The 16,158-nt window shown below is 63.1% G+C and carries 18 protein-coding genes, 1 tRNA gene and 1 pseudogene; 18 read left to right on the forward strand and 2 right to left on the reverse strand.

What is annotated here, in order from left to right; all coding sequences use genetic code 11:
* Positions 1-35: 35 nt before the first annotated feature.
* The 7 genes from JHW40_RS08830 (at position 36) to JHW40_RS08860 (ending at position 6,071) form a co-directional block, all read left to right on the forward strand.
* Positions 36-1,106, forward strand: coding sequence for an ABC transporter ATP-binding protein (locus tag JHW40_RS08830; protein ID WP_090617839.1), 1,071 nt, complete (start codon positions 36-38; stop codon positions 1,104-1,106).
* On the forward strand, positions 1,099-1,968 hold the full coding sequence (locus JHW40_RS08835) for an ABC transporter permease (protein ID WP_090617837.1): 870 nt from the start codon (positions 1,099-1,101) through the stop codon (positions 1,966-1,968). Before JHW40_RS08830 ends, JHW40_RS08835 begins: the two co-directional genes overlap by 8 nt.
* A complete protein-coding gene (locus JHW40_RS08840; RefSeq protein WP_090617836.1) occupies positions 1,965-2,774 on the forward strand; it encodes an ABC transporter permease in 810 nt (269 codons plus the stop codon). The genes JHW40_RS08835 and JHW40_RS08840 overlap by 4 nt, the downstream gene beginning before the upstream one ends.
* A gap of 92 nt (positions 2,775-2,866) precedes the next feature.
* Positions 2,867-4,003 (forward strand): NAD(P)/FAD-dependent oxidoreductase, encoded by a 1,137-nt coding sequence (locus JHW40_RS08845; protein ID WP_090617845.1) that lies wholly within the window; start codon positions 2,867-2,869, stop codon positions 4,001-4,003.
* A 37-nt stretch (positions 4,004-4,040) separates the two neighbouring features.
* A complete protein-coding gene (locus JHW40_RS08850; RefSeq protein ID WP_119899753.1) occupies positions 4,041-4,331 on the forward strand; it encodes a (2Fe-2S)-binding protein in 291 nt (96 codons plus the stop codon).
* Complete coding sequence (locus JHW40_RS08855; RefSeq protein ID WP_090617832.1) at positions 4,321-5,682, forward strand: FAD/NAD(P)-dependent oxidoreductase; 1,362 nt, start codon at positions 4,321-4,323, stop codon at positions 5,680-5,682. The genes JHW40_RS08850 and JHW40_RS08855 overlap by 11 nt, the downstream gene beginning before the upstream one ends.
* Before the next feature lie 29 nt (positions 5,683-5,711).
* Positions 5,712-6,071, forward strand: coding sequence for a RidA family protein (locus JHW40_RS08860; RefSeq protein WP_090617830.1), 360 nt, complete (start codon positions 5,712-5,714; stop codon positions 6,069-6,071).
* 418 nt (positions 6,072-6,489) lie between these two features.
* Here the strand turns inward: JHW40_RS08860 and JHW40_RS08865 are convergent.
* Positions 6,490-6,921: pseudogene (locus JHW40_RS08865) on the reverse strand (integrase core domain-containing protein); the annotation flags it as partial.
* Here JHW40_RS08865 and JHW40_RS08870 point away from each other — a divergent pair.
* Positions 6,914-7,660, forward strand: coding sequence for a hypothetical protein (locus JHW40_RS08870; RefSeq protein ID WP_139208219.1), 747 nt, complete (start codon positions 6,914-6,916; stop codon positions 7,658-7,660). The pseudogene JHW40_RS08865 and the gene JHW40_RS08870 sit on opposite strands and share 8 nt — an antisense overlap.
* 176 nt (positions 7,661-7,836) lie before the next feature.
* Here the strand turns inward: JHW40_RS08870 and JHW40_RS08875 are convergent.
* Positions 7,837-7,913: transfer RNA gene (locus JHW40_RS08875), tRNA-Arg, on the reverse strand.
* Between the two features lie 103 nt (positions 7,914-8,016).
* Here JHW40_RS08875 and JHW40_RS08880 point away from each other — a divergent pair.
* The 10 genes from JHW40_RS08880 to JHW40_RS08925 all read left to right on the forward strand — a co-directional run bounded on the left by JHW40_RS08880 (position 8,017) and on the right by JHW40_RS08925 (position 16,140).
* Positions 8,017-9,042 (forward strand): LacI family DNA-binding transcriptional regulator, encoded by a 1,026-nt coding sequence (locus JHW40_RS08880; protein WP_090615424.1) that lies wholly within the window; start codon positions 8,017-8,019, stop codon positions 9,040-9,042.
* 45 nt (positions 9,043-9,087) lie between these two features.
* Positions 9,088-9,882: a S49 family peptidase gene (locus tag JHW40_RS08885; protein ID WP_090615421.1), complete on the forward strand. Its 795-nt coding sequence runs from the start codon at positions 9,088-9,090 to the stop codon at positions 9,880-9,882.
* A 165-nt stretch (positions 9,883-10,047) separates the two neighbouring features.
* On the forward strand, positions 10,048-10,773 hold the full coding sequence (locus JHW40_RS08890; RefSeq protein ID WP_244519304.1) for an SDR family oxidoreductase: 726 nt from the start codon (positions 10,048-10,050) through the stop codon (positions 10,771-10,773).
* A 300-nt stretch (positions 10,774-11,073) separates the two neighbouring features.
* Positions 11,074-12,936, forward strand: coding sequence for an excinuclease ABC subunit UvrC (gene uvrC, locus JHW40_RS08895; protein ID WP_090615417.1), 1,863 nt, complete (start codon positions 11,074-11,076; stop codon positions 12,934-12,936).
* Positions 12,937-13,249: 313 nt separating this feature from the next.
* Positions 13,250-13,627, forward strand: coding sequence for a hypothetical protein (locus JHW40_RS08900; RefSeq protein WP_090615414.1), 378 nt, complete (start codon positions 13,250-13,252; stop codon positions 13,625-13,627).
* A gap of 190 nt (positions 13,628-13,817) precedes the next feature.
* Complete coding sequence (locus tag JHW40_RS08905) at positions 13,818-14,201, forward strand: hypothetical protein (RefSeq protein WP_090615409.1); 384 nt, start codon at positions 13,818-13,820, stop codon at positions 14,199-14,201.
* A gap of 74 nt (positions 14,202-14,275) precedes the next feature.
* Complete coding sequence (gene pgsA / locus JHW40_RS08910) at positions 14,276-14,911, forward strand: CDP-diacylglycerol--glycerol-3-phosphate 3-phosphatidyltransferase (protein ID WP_090615405.1); 636 nt, start codon at positions 14,276-14,278, stop codon at positions 14,909-14,911.
* Complete coding sequence (gene moaD / locus JHW40_RS08915; protein WP_170851903.1) at positions 14,907-15,152, forward strand: molybdopterin converting factor subunit 1; 246 nt, start codon at positions 14,907-14,909, stop codon at positions 15,150-15,152. The genes pgsA and moaD overlap by 5 nt, the downstream gene beginning before the upstream one ends.
* A gap of 3 nt (positions 15,153-15,155) precedes the next feature.
* The gene (locus tag JHW40_RS08920) at positions 15,156-15,590 is read left to right on the forward strand and encodes a molybdenum cofactor biosynthesis protein MoaE (RefSeq protein ID WP_090615401.1); all 435 of its coding nucleotides are present in this window, start codon (positions 15,156-15,158) and stop codon (positions 15,588-15,590) included.
* A 43-nt stretch (positions 15,591-15,633) separates the two neighbouring features.
* Positions 15,634-16,140 carry a hypothetical protein gene (locus JHW40_RS08925; protein WP_090615397.1) on the forward strand — a complete coding sequence of 169 codons (507 nt, stop codon included), beginning with the start codon at positions 15,634-15,636 and terminating at the stop codon, positions 16,138-16,140.
* Positions 16,141-16,158: the final 18 nt, after the last annotated feature.

Raw genomic sequence — 16,158 nt, forward strand, 5'->3', positions numbered from 1 at the left:
CGGCAGTCAGACAACAACCCAAGCCAGGCAGAGACATGAGCACACTCACCCTACGGGGCCTTGCGAAGACCTATGCGCCGAATGTGCGGGCCGTCAAGAGCATCGATCTTGAGGTCCAAAGCGGTGAGTTCGTCTCGCTGCTGGGCTCTTCGGGCTGCGGCAAGACCACGACACTTCAGATGGTCGCGGGATTCGTTGCCCCCACAGCCGGGCAGGTTCTGCTGGATGGTAGGGACGTCACCTATCTGGAGCCTGACAAGCGGGACATGGGCGTCGTCTTTCAAAGCTATGCACTGTTTCCACATATGACCGTCACGCAGAACGTGCGCTTCGGCCTTGAGATGCGCAGGCTTCCGGAAAGCGAGATCAAAGAACGAGTCGCCGAGGCGCTGTCGATGGTCCGGCTTGCCGGGCTGGACGACCGCTATCCAAGTGAACTGTCCGGAGGACAACGCCAGCGCGTCGCGATCGCGCGTGTGCTGGCCATCCGTCCGCGCGTCCTTCTGCTGGACGAGCCGATGTCCAATCTGGACGCAAAACTGCGAGGCGAGATGCATGTCGAGCTGCGCGGCTTGCAGAGGCGATTGGGCATTACCACGATCCTCGTCACCCACGATCAGGTCGAGGCGATGACCATGAGCGACAGAATCGCCGTGATGGCGAACGGCACCATTGCCGAGCTTGGCACCCCGCAAGAGGTCTATGACATCCCGGCAACCGAATTCGCCTTCAATTTCCTTGGCCAGTCGAACACGATCACCGGCAAGGTGCTGGGCCATGACGACAGTTTCACGCAAGTGCGCGTCGGGTCGAGCACGATCAACATTCCGCAGCGGAATGCCGGGCTGGCGGGTGATGTGCGGTTCTTTATCCGGCCAGAGCGGCTTATGCTGACATCACCGGAGACAGGGATCATCACGGGCCGCGTCGCCACGCGGCTTTTCCTTGGAAATACCTGGACCTACGAGATCGACAGCCCTTTGGGCCGGCTGCGGGTGTTCAAGGTGAACACAAGGGGCGGTCAGCCCCAAGAGGGGGATCAGGTCGGAATCAAATGGAACGAGGCGGATATGCAATCCGCATCCGAGGAAATCGCCCATGTCTGACGCATCCGCCAGGACGGGCAGCCAGCCCTGGCTGTTATCCTTTCCATCGATCGCCCTGTTTCTGGGACTTCTGGTGGTGCCGCTGGCACTGACCGCGATCCTGTCCTTCAACGTTTTCGATTCGATGGCGGGGACACAGGACGAATTCACCGCTGACAATTACATCGAGATACTCACCGATCGATACTATTTCGAACTGTTCCTGCGGACGGCCCTGATGTCGGGTGGAGTGACGCTGCTGTGCATCCTTGTGGGCGTGCCGGAAACGATCATTCTGTCAAGGATGCAGCCACGCTATCAGGGAATCTTCTTCGTGATGATCCTAGGACCTCTGCTGATATCGGTCGTGGTCCGTACCCTTGGCTGGTCCATCCTGCTGGGGCGCGAGGGGCTGATCAATCGGGCACTTGTCGAGCTGGGGCTGATCCAGACACCCTTGCAGCTGATGTATTCCATGACCGGCGTAGTGATCGCGCTGACCCATGTGATGCTGCCCTTCATGGTCATCGCCGTCTGGAGCACGCTGCAAAAGCTGGACGGGCAGGTCGCGGATGCCGCCCGTTCGCTTGGGGCGGGATCCTTTACCACTTTCCGGCGGGTGATCCTGCCGCAGCTTCTGCCGGGGATTCTGTCCGGTTCGATCATCGTCTTCACCTTGTCGGCCTCTGCCTTCGCAACCCCTGCCCTGATCGGTGGGCGCCGCGTGAAGGTCGTGACGACATCGATCTATGACGAATTTCTCAGCACGATGAACTGGCCGCTGGGCGCAGCCATCGCGATCCTGCTGCTGATCGGCATCGCCTGCGTGGTCATGGGCAGCAATCGCATCATTGAGCGCAAATTCAAGCAGGTGTTCTCATGAAAGACAAAGGTCTTGGTTCCAACGGCATTGGTTCCCTCATCTTCCATACGCTGTTCATGATCTTCATCATCGCACCGCTTGCGGTCATCATCCTCGTGTCGTTTTCCGATAAGGGCTATATCTCGATGCCTTTCGATGGCGTGTCCCTGCGCTGGTATCGGGCGATCCTCGATGCGCCGGAATTGATGAACGCGCTCTGGATCTCGATCTGGATCGGGCTTGGTGCGGCGACCGTCGCGTCGCTGGTGGCGGTTCCGGCGGCCATCGCCATCGCGCGATACCGCTTTGCCGGACGCGATGCGCTGATGGCGCTGTTGCTGTCACCGCTGATGATCCCGCATGTCGTTCTGGGGGTGGCTTTCCTACGCTTCTTTTCCCTGATGGGATGGAGCGGGTCGTTCATGGCGCTGTTGCTGGTCCATGCCTTGATCGTCGTCCCCTTCTCGTTGCGGTTGACCCTGGGGGCGATCATTGGGCTTAGCCGCGATGCCGAACTGGCGGCACGATCCTTGGGGGCGTCGCGGTGGATCGCCTTCCGGCGCATCCTGCTGCCGCTGATCCTGCCCGGCGTCGCGGGTGGATGGGTGCTGTCGTTCATCCAGAGCTTTGATGAGGTCACAATGACTGTTTTCATCGCGACTCCCGGTATGACCACGCTTCCGGTGGCGCTGTATCATCGCGTCTCGATGCTGACGGACCCGGTGACCACCTCGGTCTCGGCCATCATGATCGTCGGCACGATGGTCATGATGTTCATTCTGGACCGGCTTGTCGGGATCGACAGGGTGCTGATCGGCAAGAAGTAGATCGCTTCAATCAGGGTGACGGGGCTGCCTGCCGCATTGCGGCGGACGGGAAAGGCTTGCCCGATGACATGGGCACCGAAAGGCTGGAGAAAATGATTTCAAATCAAGTGACGGTTGTCGGCGGAGGGCTGGTCGGGGCCGCTATCGCCTACGGGGCGGCCCGTCGCGGACTGTCCGTCAGGGTGCTGGACCAGGGCGATACCGCGTTTCGCGCCTCGCGGGGGAATTTCGGTCTGGTCTGGCTTTCCAGTAAGGGCGGGGGGATGCCGGAATATGCCCGCTGGACGCGGGAGGCAGTTGGCCTTTGGGGCGGCTTCCATCAGGAATTGCTGGATCTGACCGGGGTCGATAGCGGGCTGGTCCAGCAAGGCGGGTTCTGGCTGGGTTTCAGCGATGAGGAAGTGCAGAAGCGCGCCGATCTGCTTGCGAAGATCGACCGAGAGGCGGGCGGCATCCCGTTTCGCATGATGGAGCCCGCTGAGATCCGGCAATACCTGCCCGATATCGGCCCGAAAGTGGCGGGTGGCAGTTGGGGCGCGCATGACGGCATGGCAAACCCCTTGTTTCTGCTGCGCGCCCTGCATTCGGGGCTGAAGAAATGTGGCGCGGACATCATTGCGGGCGTCGATATCACCGCGATTGAACATGATGCGGCGGCGGGGCGTTTTACCGCGCGAAGCCGCGACGGGCAAAGCTGGACCAGCGGCCGGATCGTCATTGCGGCGGGACTCGGGGTGTCTGGTCTGGCCGAGCAGGTGGGCATCCACGCGCCGGTTGTGACGACGCGGGGACAGGTGCTGATTACCGAACGCCTGAAGCCGTTCATGGATTATCCGACGAACAAGGCGCGCCAGACCGCGGAAGGGACCGTCCAGATCGGCTCGACGACCGAGGATGTGGGGCTGGACGACGGCACGACGGTCGAGAAGATCGAATGGCTGGCCCGGCGGGCCGTGGACACGTTTCCGCATCTGGCCCATGCGCGGCTTGTCCGGGCTTGGGGGGCGTTGCGGCCGCTGACCCCGGATGGATATCCGATCTATCAGGAATCCGAGACCTGCCCGGGCGCCTTCGCGGCGGTCTGCCATAGCGGCGTCACCCTTGCCGCCATCCATGCCAATATCCTCGGTCCGTGGATGGGCGGGCTGATGGATGCTCCCGCCGGCGTCGCCCGGTTTTGCGGCTCGCGCTTCCTTGGCAAGAACACGAGGTATGCAAGTGACCACTGAGACGCTTTTCTCAATTCCCGCAAGCGCCGGCCAGAAGATGGTCAGAATCGAGTTCGAGGGCGAGACCTTTCAGGTGCCCGAGGGGATCAGCGTGGCCGCCGCGCTGCTGAGCAATGGCCGGGGCGCATTCCGCACCAGCATCGTCGGCGGCGCGCCGCGCGCGCCCTATTGCATGATGGGCATCTGCTTCGAATGTCTGGTCGAGATCGACGGGATCCCTGCGCGGCAAGGCTGCATGACCCCCGTCCGCAACGGGATGATCATCAGGCGCCAACCGGGGGCGCCGTCCCTGAAGGCGCTGGCTTCGGGAGGCAGGAATGAACACTGAGACAACCGACCTGATCGTTATCGGTTCCGGTCCCGCCGGAATGGCGGCCGCAGCCGAGGCCCGCGCGCTCGGCATGTCGGTCTGCGTGCTGGACGAGCAGGGTGCGATCGGCGGGCAGATCTATCGGCGCATCGAGGATACGCCCGAGGCGCTGCAGATGATCCTCGGCAAGGATTACGCTGCGGGCAGCGCGCTGGCAGATGAGTTCCGGCGCAGCGGCGCGGATTACCGTCCCGGCGCCACCGTCTGGAACCTGTCCGGGGACGGGGTGGTCGATTATGTGGCCGATGGCGCATCGCGGACGATCTCGGCCACCAACGTGCTGATTGCGACCGGCGCGATGGAGCGTCCTTTCCCGATCCCGGGCTGGACCTTGCCCGGCGTGATGGGGGCCGGGGCGGCGCAGATCATGCTCAAGGGCGCGGATGCACGACCCTCCGGTCCCATCGTTCTGGCGGGATGCGGGCCGCTTCTTTACCTGCTGGCCTGGCAATATCTGCGTGCGGGGGTGCAGCTTGCCGGTTTGGTCGACACGACGCCATTTTCGGCCTATGTCGCGGCCCTTGGTAAAATTCAGGGCGCGGTGCGGGGAAGAAAGGACCTGATCAAGGGGCTTGGTCTGGTCTCGCAGGTGCGGCTTGCGCGCGTTCCCGTCTATTCCGGCGCGAAAAGCCTTGAGATCCTGGGCCGGGACATGGCCGAGGGCATCCGCTTCCAGCACAAGGGTAAATCCCGCGAAATGGCCGCCGGACTGGTCCTGCTGCATCAGGGAGTGGTGCCGAATACGCAACTGAGCTGGTCGTTGCGCGCGCCCCATGGTTGGGATGCCGGGCAGTTGTGCTGGACACCCGTGACGGACGAGGCGGGCCGCCTTGGCCAGACCGCTGTCTATGTCGCGGGAGACAGCCGGGGGATCGTGGGCGCAATTGCCTCGGCGGTGCAGGGCCGGCTTGCAGCACTCGCAATGCATGAACGCTCGGGCGGCAGGGAGCCGCCCGGACGCAGGGCCGGGCTTGAGCGGCAATTTGCGCGGCATGTCTCGCTCCGGCCGTTTCTGGACAGGCTTTACCGGCCGCTGGACGAACACCGCATCCCCGCCGACTATGTCATCGTCTGCCGCTGCGAAGAGGTCACGGCCGGGGATCTGCGCAGCTATGTCGATCTGGGCTGCCTGGGGCCGAACCAGGCCAAAAGCTTTGGCCGCTGCGGTATGGGGCCCTGTCAGGGCCGTTTGTGCGGGCTGACCGTGACTGAAGTGATCGCCGCCGCCCGCAAGGTCGCGCCGGAGCAGGTCGGCTATTATCGCATCCGCCCGCCTATCAAGCCGATCCATCTCGGCAGTTTTTCCTGATGCTCTGATCCCTAAGGAAGGTTATAAACATGAGCCATATCACCCGCATCGAAACCGATCCGCGCCGCAGCCGGGCCGTCGTCTATAACGGCATGGTCTTCGTCGGCGGCATGACCGCCGATGACCGCAGCCTCGACATTACCGGGCAGACCAGACAGACGCTGGAAAAGATCGAGGCTTATCTTGCGAAGGCCGGAACCGACAAAAGCAGGGTGCTGACCGCACAGATCTGGATCAAGGATCTCGACCGGGATTTCGCGGCGATGAATGAGGTCTGGAATGCTTGGACCGCGCCGGATGCGGCCCCCACGCGGGCGACAGCGCAATGCGAGATGGGCGCACCCGATATTCTGGTCGAGATCATTGTGACCGCTGCGGTCGAAGACTAAGCTTTCCATAATAGCGGACCCAAGCCCAAAGCGTGTTGATCGCGTGTCGAGCTGCATGTGACGGTACGGTGCAGTAGCCGATTGAACTGATGCGGTTATCTAATCGCAAGCGTTGCGTCAAGCGGCGGCTCTTTTAAAACGACACGACCGGCTGCATGGTTGTCTTCGCGGTCGACATCGGTCGCCGCATGATGGAGCTTCGCGACCGAGCCTTCAATGTGGATGACGCACTTCGCCGGATCGACGGTGCAACCGCATCAACGGAATGGCTCTGCCCACGTCCCGGTCGGGACGCCTCTAGTGATCACCAACTTCTGCGCATATCTCGCTGGTTGGAAGAACATGTAGGGAGCCACGTGGGCGGCAAGGCCTATGGGGAAGGTTTGATCAGCCCCACTTGAGTGGTCCATTTTAAAAGTTAGTGCATCGCCGGTCTTTGGTCCATCGGAAGGATGGTTTCCGGGGCTGGCGGGCGATAGCCCAATGCGCTGTGTGGTCGTTTCGTGTTGTAGTGCTTCCTCCATTGCTCGATCAGTATTTGTGCCTCGCGGAGGCTGTAGAAGACTTCTCCATTCAGCATTTCATCGCGGAAGCGGGCGTTAAAGCTCTCGCAATAACCATTCTCCCAGGGCGATCCGGGCTCGATGTAAGCCGTTTTTGCACCGACGGCGCTGATCCAGTCCCGAACGGCTTGGGCGATGAACTCCGGGCCATTGTCGGAGCGGATGAAGGCGGGAACGCCGCGCAAGATGAACAGGTCGGTCAGTGCATCGATCACATCTGTTGAGTTCAACTTGCGCCGCACCCTGATCGTCAGGCATTCGCGGCTGAACTCATCAAGGATGTTCACCGCCATCAGCCTGGCACAGGCCATGGGCGCGACCAGAGCCGAGGTCGAGGCGCTGATCCGGGGAGGGGTTCTGACACCGCGGACACAAAACGCGTCGATCAGGCTGAAATGGCGGATTCAGGATGCTCTGGCCCTGAACGCCGAGTTGCAGGCGCTGGCGGTGCCGATCCCCTCAGGCGGGCAGGGATGGGAACGCCTGCAGGCGGCGAGCGCCCGGGCGCACATGCCGGTCGGCGACATCATCTCGGCCATCCGTGCGGGCGAGTTGCAGGTCGGCCAGGTTGCAGCAGACGAGGGCTATCACGGATTCTCGGTCCGGAAGTCGTCGGTGGATCGTTGGCGGAAAGCCCGTGTCGATCACGCGATGCGCGCGGTTGACGCCTTGCCCGGCGTCATGTCCGCGGCGGAATTCGCGCGCTCCATCGGCTTGCGGGACAAGCGGCGGTTTCAGGCGCTGATCGAGGCCAGCCATGCGGAAGCGCTGGAGACGGTACACCCCGTCACCCGGCGGATGCAGCTTCGGATGACGGAAGCGCAGATCGCCTCGTTCCACGAAAAATTCCTGACCCTGACATCCATGCAGGCTGAAACGGGTCTTCACCGGAACACGATTCTGTCGCTGTTGAGGACAGCCAGAGTCGGGGTGTTCGCCCCGGAGGGGCTCGATTTCGGCCCCATCTATCTGCGCCAGGAGGCGATGCCGGTCCTCCTCACGGCGTCTGGTCGGGAAAAGCGGTGAAATGGCCTTCGCAGGCCTGAAATCCGAACACCAGCCAATTCATATGAAAATATCAATACAAAACAAACAGATATTCTGATCTCTTCGTCGTTCTGGGGTTCGCACTTGACTGGGGTGTGCACGAAAAACCCCGGAATCGTGCACTCTTATGCCTCGTTAGCAAGTGTTTGATTTTATGGTGACCCCGGCAGGATTCGAACCTGCAACCTGCCCCTTAGGAGGGGGCTGCTCTATCCAGTTGAGCCACGGGGCCGTTGCGGTTCTTTTGAACGCAGATGAGGGTTTTGGCAAGGTTGTGGCGGGCGCTGTCCTTCGCTAACATCGGCGATCATCATTTTCCTGAATGTGTTTCATCAATGACGCCTCCTCGCCCCCGCCGCCCCCTGACCTTGCGTGATGTTTCGGAGGCGTCGGGTGTGTCCGAAATGACCGTCAGCCGGGTGCTGCGAAATCGTGGCGATGTCTCGGCTGCGACGCGCGAAAAGGTGCTGACGGCGGCCAAGACGCTTGGCTATGTGCCCAACAAGATCGCCGGGGGATTGGCCAGTCAGCGGGTCAATCTGGTGGCGGTGGTCATTCCGTCGCTGTCCAATCTGGTCTTTCCCGATGTGCTGGGCGGGATTTCGGCCGAGTTGGACGATACCGGGCTGCAACCGGTGATCGGCGTCACCAACTATTCCCCCGCGCGAGAGGAAATGGTGCTGTATGACATGCTGTCCTGGCGGCCCTCGGGGGTGATCCTGGCCGGGCTGGAACACAGCAAGGCGTCCTGCGCGATGCTGGGCAATGCCGGTATCCCGGTGGTCGAGATCATGGATATCGACGGCGAGGGGATCGATACGCTGGTGGGGATTTCCCACATCCGGGCCGGGCGCGAAATGGCCGCGCGGATCATTGCCGCGGGCTATCGTCGCATCGGCTTTGTCGGCACCCACATGCCCGAGGATCATCGCGCCCGCAAACGGCTGGTGGGTTTCGAGGAGTGTCTGGCCGAGGCCGGGCTGCATCTGGAGGCGCGGGAATATTATCAGGGCGGATCGTCGCTGCTGAAGGGGCGCGAACTGACCCAGCGTATCCTGACCCGCGCGCCGGATCTGGATTTCCTCTATTTCTCGAATGACATGATCGGGGCGGGGGGGCTGCTGCACTGTCTGGACAAGGGTTACGACATTTCGGGCCAGATCGGTCTGGCGGGGTTCAATGGTGTCGATCTGCTGGACGGGCTGCCGGTGCGGCTGACCACCACCGACGCCCGCCGGGTCGAGATCGGGCGCCGCGCGGCGCGGATCGTGGCGGGCAAGGACATCACGCCCCCGGACCGGATCGTCGCGTTGCAGCCGACCTTCATCGCCGGAGAGACGATCCGCGAGATCAAGCCCTGATTCAGGTCGCTTGCGGGGGCCGCGCGCTGCGGATATGTCTGCCGGATGCGTATTCCCTTTATGAGATCCGGGCCGCGTGTGGCGGTCATCCGCCTGCAAGGCACCATTGGCGGAATGGGGCGGGGCGGGCTGTCCGATGCCGGGCTGGCCCCGGTGATCGAACGGGCCTTCCGCCGCGGCAAGCCCGTGGCCGTCGCGCTGGCGATCAACTCGCCCGGCGGCTCTCCGGTTCAGTCTTCGCTGATTGCGGCGCGGATCAGGCGGCTGGCGGGGGAAACCGGCGTGCCGGTCCATGCCTTTGTCGAGGATGTGGCGGCCTCGGGCGGGTATTGGCTGGCCTGCGCGGCGGATCATATCTGGGCGGATGAAAGCTCGATTCTGGGGTCGATCGGGGTGATTTCCGCGGGGTTCGGCTTTCATGACCTGATCTCTCGCTGGGGGATCGAGCGGCGGGTACATACGGCCGGACGGTCGAAATCGACGCTGGACCCGTTCCGGCCCGAAAAGCCCGAGGATATCGAGCGGTTGCGCGGGATATTGGAGCCGATCCACGGCGCCTTCAAGGATCACGTCACGGCGCGGCGCGGCAACCGGCTGGCCGAAGGGCGCGACCTGTTCACCGGAGAATTCTGGGCCGGGCGTCAGGCGGTGGAGCTGGGGCTGGCCGATGGCATCGCCCATCTGGTGCCCAAGATGAAGGCGCTGCATGGCGACAAGACCCGCTTTGCCGTTTACGGGGTGCGCCAGCCGTGGCTGCGCCGGATTGGCCTGTCCGCCGATCTGCTGCTGGATGCCGCCGAGGAAAGGGCCGCCTTTTCGCGCTTTGGTGCCGGGGGATGAGTATTCGCGCCGTCCTGCTATTTCTGCTGATCATGATCGCCATCGCGATTGCTGCCGGGCCGGGCTTCCGCCGCTTCATGGCCCGGATGCTGGGGATTTCGCGCCGTGACCGCTGATCGGGGCGTGGCGTTGGTAACCGGGGGCGCGCGGCGTCTGGGCCGGGCGATGGCACTGTATCTGGCCGGGCGCGGTTACGACGTGGCGATTCATTACGACCGTTCGGAAGCCGAGGCCGAGGACACGGCGCGCGAGGCGCGTGATCTGGGCGTCAGGGCAGGGGTGTTCCGGGCCGATCTGCTGGACCCCGAGGCGACGGCGGCGCTGGTGCCGCAGGTGGCGGGGCAGATGGGGCGGCTGTCGGTGCTGGTCAACAACGCCTCGATCTTTGAATATGACAATATCGTCAGTGCCACGATGCAGGGGTGGGAGCGTCACATCGGCTCGAACCTGCGGGCGCCCTTTCAGCTGATCCAGTCCTTTGCCGCGCAGGCAGCCCCCGTGGGGCAAGAGGGCGGAGAGTCCGTCTCCACCGGGCTGGTCATCAACATGGTCGATCAGCGGGTGCTGAAGCCGACGCCGGAATTCATGACCTATTCGCTGGCCAAGGCCGGGCTGTGGTCGCTGACCCGGACCGCCGCGCAGGCGCTGGCGCCCTCGATCCGCGTCAACGCGATCGGTCCCGGCCCGACCATGATCGGTGCCCGCCAGACCGAGGCCCATTTCGCCGCACAGCGCGCCAGCACCATTCTGCAACGGGGTGCCGATCCACAGGATGTCACGGCGGCGCTGGGTTATCTGCTGGATGCCCGCGCGGTCACCGGGCAGTTGATCTGCGTCGATGGCGGCCAGCATCTGGGTTGGAAAACCCCCGATATCCAGGGGCGGGAATAGGCGCGGAACTGGCCATCCGCGTCGAATTTGTCCACCGCCGATGGGAATTTAACCTGCGTCACCGAATCTTGACACGAAATCAGAGCTTTGCGGCAATCACATAAAAAAACCTTGCAAAACAACGGGCTGAATGGGTGCCTAAATTTGAGGCAATATTACAGAAGTGTAACGAACATTGGACAAAGCCTGCTTTTTCCGCCAGTCGCCCACAGGGTTATCCACAGATTCTGTTGACAGCTTGAACCTTGCATTCGCGGGCAGGAACTTGCAGCCAGACCGGGGAATCACTTTCTTAATGGCATGAACCAGACGACGCCTTCCAGAACGGGTCACGCGCTGATCCAAAGCTATTTGCGCACGCTTGACAGCAGCCCCGGCGTCTATCGGATGCTGGATGCTCAGGGCGCGGTTCTCTATGTCGGCAAGGCGCGGGAACTGAAGGCGCGGGTGTCGAACTATGCCCGGCCCTCGGGGCATTCGGCGCGGATCGCCCGGATGATCCGCGAGACCGCCAGCATGATGTTCCTGACCACGCGCACGGAAACCGAGGCGCTGCTGCTGGAACAGAACCTGATCAAGCAACTGAAGCCGCGCTATAATGTGCTGCTGCGTGACGACAAGTCCTTCCCCAACATCCTGGTCGCCAAAAGCCACGAGTTTCCGCAGATCAAGAAGCATCGCGGCGCCAAATCGGAAAAGGGCGATTATTACGGTCCTTTCGCCAGCGCCGGGGCGGTGAACCGGACGCTGAACCAGTTGCAACGGGTGTTCCTGCTGCGCAACTGCACCGATTCCGTGTTTGAATCGCGGACCCGGCCCTGTCTGCTGTATCAGATCAAGCGATGCAGCGCGCCCTGCGTCGGGCGGATCTCCGCATCCGACTATGGCCGGCTGGTCGGCGATGCCGAGCGTTTTCTGCAAGGCAAGACCACCGCGATTCAGGCCGGGCTGGCGGCCGAGATGTCGCTGGCCTCCGAGGCGATGGAATATGAACGCGCCGCCGCCCTGCGCGACCGGATCAAGGCGCTGACCGCCGTGCAATCGGTGCAGGCGATCAACCCCCGCCGCGTCCCCGAGGCCGATATCGTCGCGCTGCATATGGAAGGCGGGCTGGCCTGCGTTCAGGTGTTCTTCATCCGTGGCAATCAAAGCTGGGGGAACCGCGATTTCTATCCCCGTCTGGGCGGCGCGGAATCGCCCGATGAGGTGATGCAGGCCTTCCTGATGCAGTTCTATGATGACAAGCCGCCGCCCCGGATGATCCTGCTGTCCCACGCGCCCGAGGATCCTGGGCTGACCGCCGAGGTCATGTCGGAACGGGCCGGGCGCCGGGTGGTGATCGGCGTGCCGCAGAGGGGCGAGAAGTTCGAGCTGGTGACGAATGCCCTGCGCAACGCCCGCGAAAGCCTTGCCCGCCGCATGTCCGAAAGCGCGGCGCAGGTGCGGCTGCTGGAGGGCATCGCCGGCGCCTTCGATCTGCCCGCCCCCCCGCGCCGGATCGAGGTCTATGACAACAGCCATATTCAGGGCACCAATGCCGTCGGCGGCATGATCGTGGCCGGGGCCGAGGGCTTTATCAAAAGCCAGTATCGCAAGTTCAACATCAAGGGGACCGAGATCACCCCCGGCGACGATTTCGGCATGATGAAAGAGGTGCTGACCCGCCGCTTTACCCGCCTGCTGAAAGAGGATCCCGACCGCGAGTCCGAGGCATGGCCCGACCTGTTGCTGATCGACGGCGGCGCGGGGCAGGTCTCGGCTGTGGACGGGATCCTTGCCGATCTGGGGGTCGAGGATATCCCGATCATCGGCGTCGCCAAGGGCGTGGATCGCGATCACGGCAAGGAAGAGTTCCATCGCCCCGGCCGTGCGCCCTTTGCGTTGCGGATGAATGATCCGGTGCTGTATTTCGTCCAGCGGCTGCGGGACGAGGCGCACCGTTGGGCCATCGGTACTCACCGCGCCAAGCGCGCCAAATCGGTCATGGCCAATCCGCTGGACGAGATCGCGGGCATCGGCGCGGCCCGCAAGCGTGCGCTGCTGGCGCATTTCGGCAGCGCCAAGGCCGTCAGCCGCGCCGGTCTGGCCGACCTTCAGGCGGTCGAGGGGATTTCGGCGGCGATGGCGCAAAAGGTCTATGACCATTTCAACGCGCGGGGATGATCCGCATGGCAGGCGGGGCAGGGCGGTGATTCGGCCCGATCGGGGCCGCTTTGGCCAAATCACGACTTTCCAACTGTAGAATTATCTTCTTTTCTGCATGGGCCGGTGATTTTCCTCGCTCGGACGCCGCCACGAATTTCCTTAGGCGGCAGGCAGGCTTGGCCGGAACAGCTGGCAAAATGGACAAGGATGGTTCTGCGCCGCGGCGCGGTTGCGGTAATATTACACCGCTGAATGCGGTGCTGGTCGCGTTACGGTTGCGCACTGCCAAACCTCAAGACCACTTTCAACCCCACGACCAAAGGAGGCCCTCATGCCCCGTTTGCCCGTTCAAGGCATCGTTTCCGGCCGGACCCCCGTCTATCCGTTCATCGGTGAATCCGATGACGATACATGGTCCGAGTTCAAGGACAAACTGAGCCAGATCCATGCCCGGATCACCGACAACTATATCGACGGCAGCGACCCGGTTCTGCATGTTCGCAGCAGCGATGGCCGCAACTGGACCATCGAGCTGGCGAATCGTTCGCGCAACGAAGCGGTCGGCCTGACCGCCGCCGCCGCCATGCCCGGCGACAGGATCAGCGTGACCGGACGTCGCACCCGCCATTTCGGCGAATATCGCATCAAGGCGCTGCGGCTGACCATCGGCAACCGGACCTATGATCTCTATCCGGATGCAATCGCCTGAAAATCCCGCCTGCGGCGCGCAAGGGTGCAGAACGGTCCCCCTGCGCGCCGCCCAACTGATTCGCGACATATCGAAGCAGGTAAATCCATAAAATCCAGTTATCTTTCGGTTAGGTGGAATGTTACCGCCATCATCACGACGGGTCACGGTATGGTTGATTTCTGCTCATCGATAACTGAAGGAGGCTGCCATGCAGTATTTCCCCCTTTCAGGTCGGATTGCCTTGCGTTCCCGCACCCACGCCCGTGACGATATTCTGGCACATGAAAGCTGGTCGGCTTTCGAAGCGGAAACCACCATACTTGAGGCAACCGTCATTGATAACAACATCACCGGTTCGGACCGCACGTTGCAGGTCCGTGCCGCAGACGGATACAACTGGACCATCGAACTGGCCGACAGGGCCCGTAACGAAGAGGTGGGACTGGACAATGGCTCGGCCGCGACCGGCGATACGGTCGTCGTGGTCGGGATGCGCGCACAGCATTTCGGTGAAAACCGGATCAAGGCTGTGCAACTGACCATTGGTGATAAGGACTATGCGCTTTACCCCGAATTGCTGGAAAGCGCCTGACAACCGACGGCGGCGGGACGCTTTCGCTTCCGCCGCCTCTTTCCAAGCCGCGCGGCAATGGCTAGCTTGCGGCTATGCGCTGGACCATTCCCAATATCCTGACCCTGATGCGGTTGATAGCGGCCCCCGCGGTGCCGCTGATGTTTCTTTATTTTCAGCGTCCCTGGGCGGATTTCGCGGCCCTGACCCTGTTCCTGCTGGCGGCCATCACCGACTGGTTCGATGGCTATCTGGCGCGGGCCTGGCAGCAGGAAAGCCGCTTTGGCGCCGCCATGGATCCGATCGCCGACAAGGCGATGGTGGTGATCGCGATCGTGGTCATCACCGGCTATTCCGGGATGAACCCGTGGCTGATCCTGCCCGCGACGGTGATTCTGTTCCGCGAGGTGTTCGTGTCCGGCCTGCGGGAGTTTCTGGGCGGCAATGCCCGCCTGCTGAAGGTGACCAATCTGGCCAAGTGGAAGACCACCACCCAGATGGTCGCGATTGCCGTGCTGTTTCTGGGCACCGGGCTGGCCTTCGTCGAACGCGGCCGCGCCCCGGTGGTCGGAGAGCCGCATCTGCCGTGGTTCTCGGCCAGCTGGGCCGATCTGGCGACGCAGATGGGACTGGCGATGGTCTGGATCGCGGCGGGGCTGACGGCATGGACCGGCTGGGATTATTTCGTGAAGGCGCGCCCCTATCTGCGCGATGATGGCCATGACCATTGATATTCTCTATTTCGCATGGTTGCGCGACCGTATCGGCCAGCCGCGCGAGACGTTGACGACCTCGGCTGCGACGGTGCGCGACCTGATTGCGGAACTGGTCGCGCGGGACGAGGGCCATGCCGCCGCCTTTGCCGATCTGGCGGTGGTTCGCTGCGCCGTCGATCAGCAGCTGGCCGATCTGGATGCACCGCTGGCGGATGCGCGAGAGGTGGCCTTTTTCCCGCCGATGACGGGGGGTTAGGTCATGGCTGCGCGTGTGCAGGAGGGCCCTTTCGATCCGGCGCAGGAATTGGCGGGATTCGGCGCGGGCGCGGGTGCCATCGTCACTTTCACCGGCCTTGTGCGCGACGATACCGGCCAGATGCAGGGGCTGGAGATCGAGCATTATCCCGGCATGACCCAGCGTCTGCTGAACGATTACGGCGACAGGGCGGCGGCGCGTTTCGGCCTGACCGACTGGCTGATCCTGCACCGCTATGGCCGCCTTGCGGTGGGCCAGCCGATCATGATGGTCGCCACCGCCGCGCGGCATCGGCGGGCGGCCTTTGACGCGGCGGATTTCCTGATGGACTGGCTGAAATCCCGCGCACCCTTCTGGAAACGCGAGATCGGGCCGGACGGCAACGGCCATTGGGTCGCGGCCAAGGAAAGCGACGAAACATCGCTTGATCGCTGGTGATCGTGCCGGCAGCGCCGCAGCCCCGCGCGGTCGGAGGCCCCCGATGATCCGCCCCGATCTGCGCGATTGGCTTGGCCGCCATTCGGAACCTCTGGTCGCGGGGGCGATCCTGCTGGCGGGGATCTGGGTGCTGCTGCGCGGCGGCTGGTTCTTTGGCGTGCTGGGCGGGCTGGCGGCGCTGGTCGGGGCCTCGTTGCTGATCGGCGCGTTGCGGCGCATGGCCTTTCGCCGCGACATCGCCTCGCCCGGCGTGGTCGAGGTGGATGAGGGCGCCATCCGCTATTACGGCGCGCAGATGCTGGGCGGAGAGATCGGGCTGAACGATCTGGTCGAGATCCGTCTGCTGTCGCTGAACGGCCACGCCCACTGGCGGCTGCGCAACCAGCAGGGCGAGGCGCTGCTGATTCCCACCGATGCCGCCGGGGCCGAGGGGCTGGCCCATGCCTTTACCGCGCTGCCCGATTTGGACATGGGGACGGTCACGGCGGGCTTGCAGATGTTGTCAAGCGGCAGGGCGACGATGCGCACCGTTTGGATGAGGCGAATCTAAGGCGGCTTGACTTGGCCC

Source organism: Paracoccus alcaliphilus (genome assembly GCF_028553725.1).
Taxonomy (GTDB): Bacteria; Pseudomonadota; Alphaproteobacteria; order Rhodobacterales; family Rhodobacteraceae; genus Paracoccus; species Paracoccus alcaliphilus.

Excerpts from the sequence above, each read along its gene's own strand:
- JHW40_RS08830 (WP_090617839.1), top strand. The coding sequence starts at position 36 with ATGAGCACACTCACCCTACGGGGCCTTGCGAAGACCTATGCGCCGAAT.
- JHW40_RS08835 (WP_090617837.1), top strand. The coding sequence starts at position 1,099 with ATGTCTGACGCATCCGCCAGGACGGGCAGCCAGCCCTGGCTGTTATCC.
- JHW40_RS08840 (WP_090617836.1), top strand. The coding sequence starts at position 1,965 with ATGAAAGACAAAGGTCTTGGTTCCAACGGCATTGGTTCCCTCATCTTC.
- JHW40_RS08845 (WP_090617845.1), top strand. The coding sequence starts at position 2,867 with ATGATTTCAAATCAAGTGACGGTTGTCGGCGGAGGGCTGGTCGGGGCC.
- JHW40_RS08850 (WP_119899753.1), top strand. The coding sequence starts at position 4,041 with ATGGTCAGAATCGAGTTCGAGGGCGAGACCTTTCAGGTGCCCGAGGGG.
- JHW40_RS08855 (WP_090617832.1), top strand. The coding sequence starts at position 4,321 with ATGAACACTGAGACAACCGACCTGATCGTTATCGGTTCCGGTCCCGCC.
- JHW40_RS08860 (WP_090617830.1), top strand. The coding sequence starts at position 5,712 with ATGAGCCATATCACCCGCATCGAAACCGATCCGCGCCGCAGCCGGGCC.
- JHW40_RS08870 (WP_139208219.1), top strand. The coding sequence starts at position 6,914 with ATGTTCACCGCCATCAGCCTGGCACAGGCCATGGGCGCGACCAGAGCC.
- JHW40_RS08880 (WP_090615424.1), top strand. The coding sequence starts at position 8,017 with ATGACGCCTCCTCGCCCCCGCCGCCCCCTGACCTTGCGTGATGTTTCG.
- JHW40_RS08885 (WP_090615421.1), top strand. The coding sequence starts at position 9,088 with ATGCGTATTCCCTTTATGAGATCCGGGCCGCGTGTGGCGGTCATCCGC.
- JHW40_RS08890 (WP_244519304.1), top strand. The coding sequence starts at position 10,048 with ATGGCACTGTATCTGGCCGGGCGCGGTTACGACGTGGCGATTCATTAC.
- uvrC (WP_090615417.1), top strand. The coding sequence starts at position 11,074 with ATGAACCAGACGACGCCTTCCAGAACGGGTCACGCGCTGATCCAAAGC.
- JHW40_RS08900 (WP_090615414.1), top strand. The coding sequence starts at position 13,250 with ATGCCCCGTTTGCCCGTTCAAGGCATCGTTTCCGGCCGGACCCCCGTC.
- JHW40_RS08905 (WP_090615409.1), top strand. The coding sequence starts at position 13,818 with ATGCAGTATTTCCCCCTTTCAGGTCGGATTGCCTTGCGTTCCCGCACC.
- pgsA (WP_090615405.1), top strand. The coding sequence starts at position 14,276 with ATGCGCTGGACCATTCCCAATATCCTGACCCTGATGCGGTTGATAGCG.
- JHW40_RS08920 (WP_090615401.1), top strand. The coding sequence starts at position 15,156 with ATGGCTGCGCGTGTGCAGGAGGGCCCTTTCGATCCGGCGCAGGAATTG.
- JHW40_RS08925 (WP_090615397.1), top strand. The coding sequence starts at position 15,634 with ATGATCCGCCCCGATCTGCGCGATTGGCTTGGCCGCCATTCGGAACCT.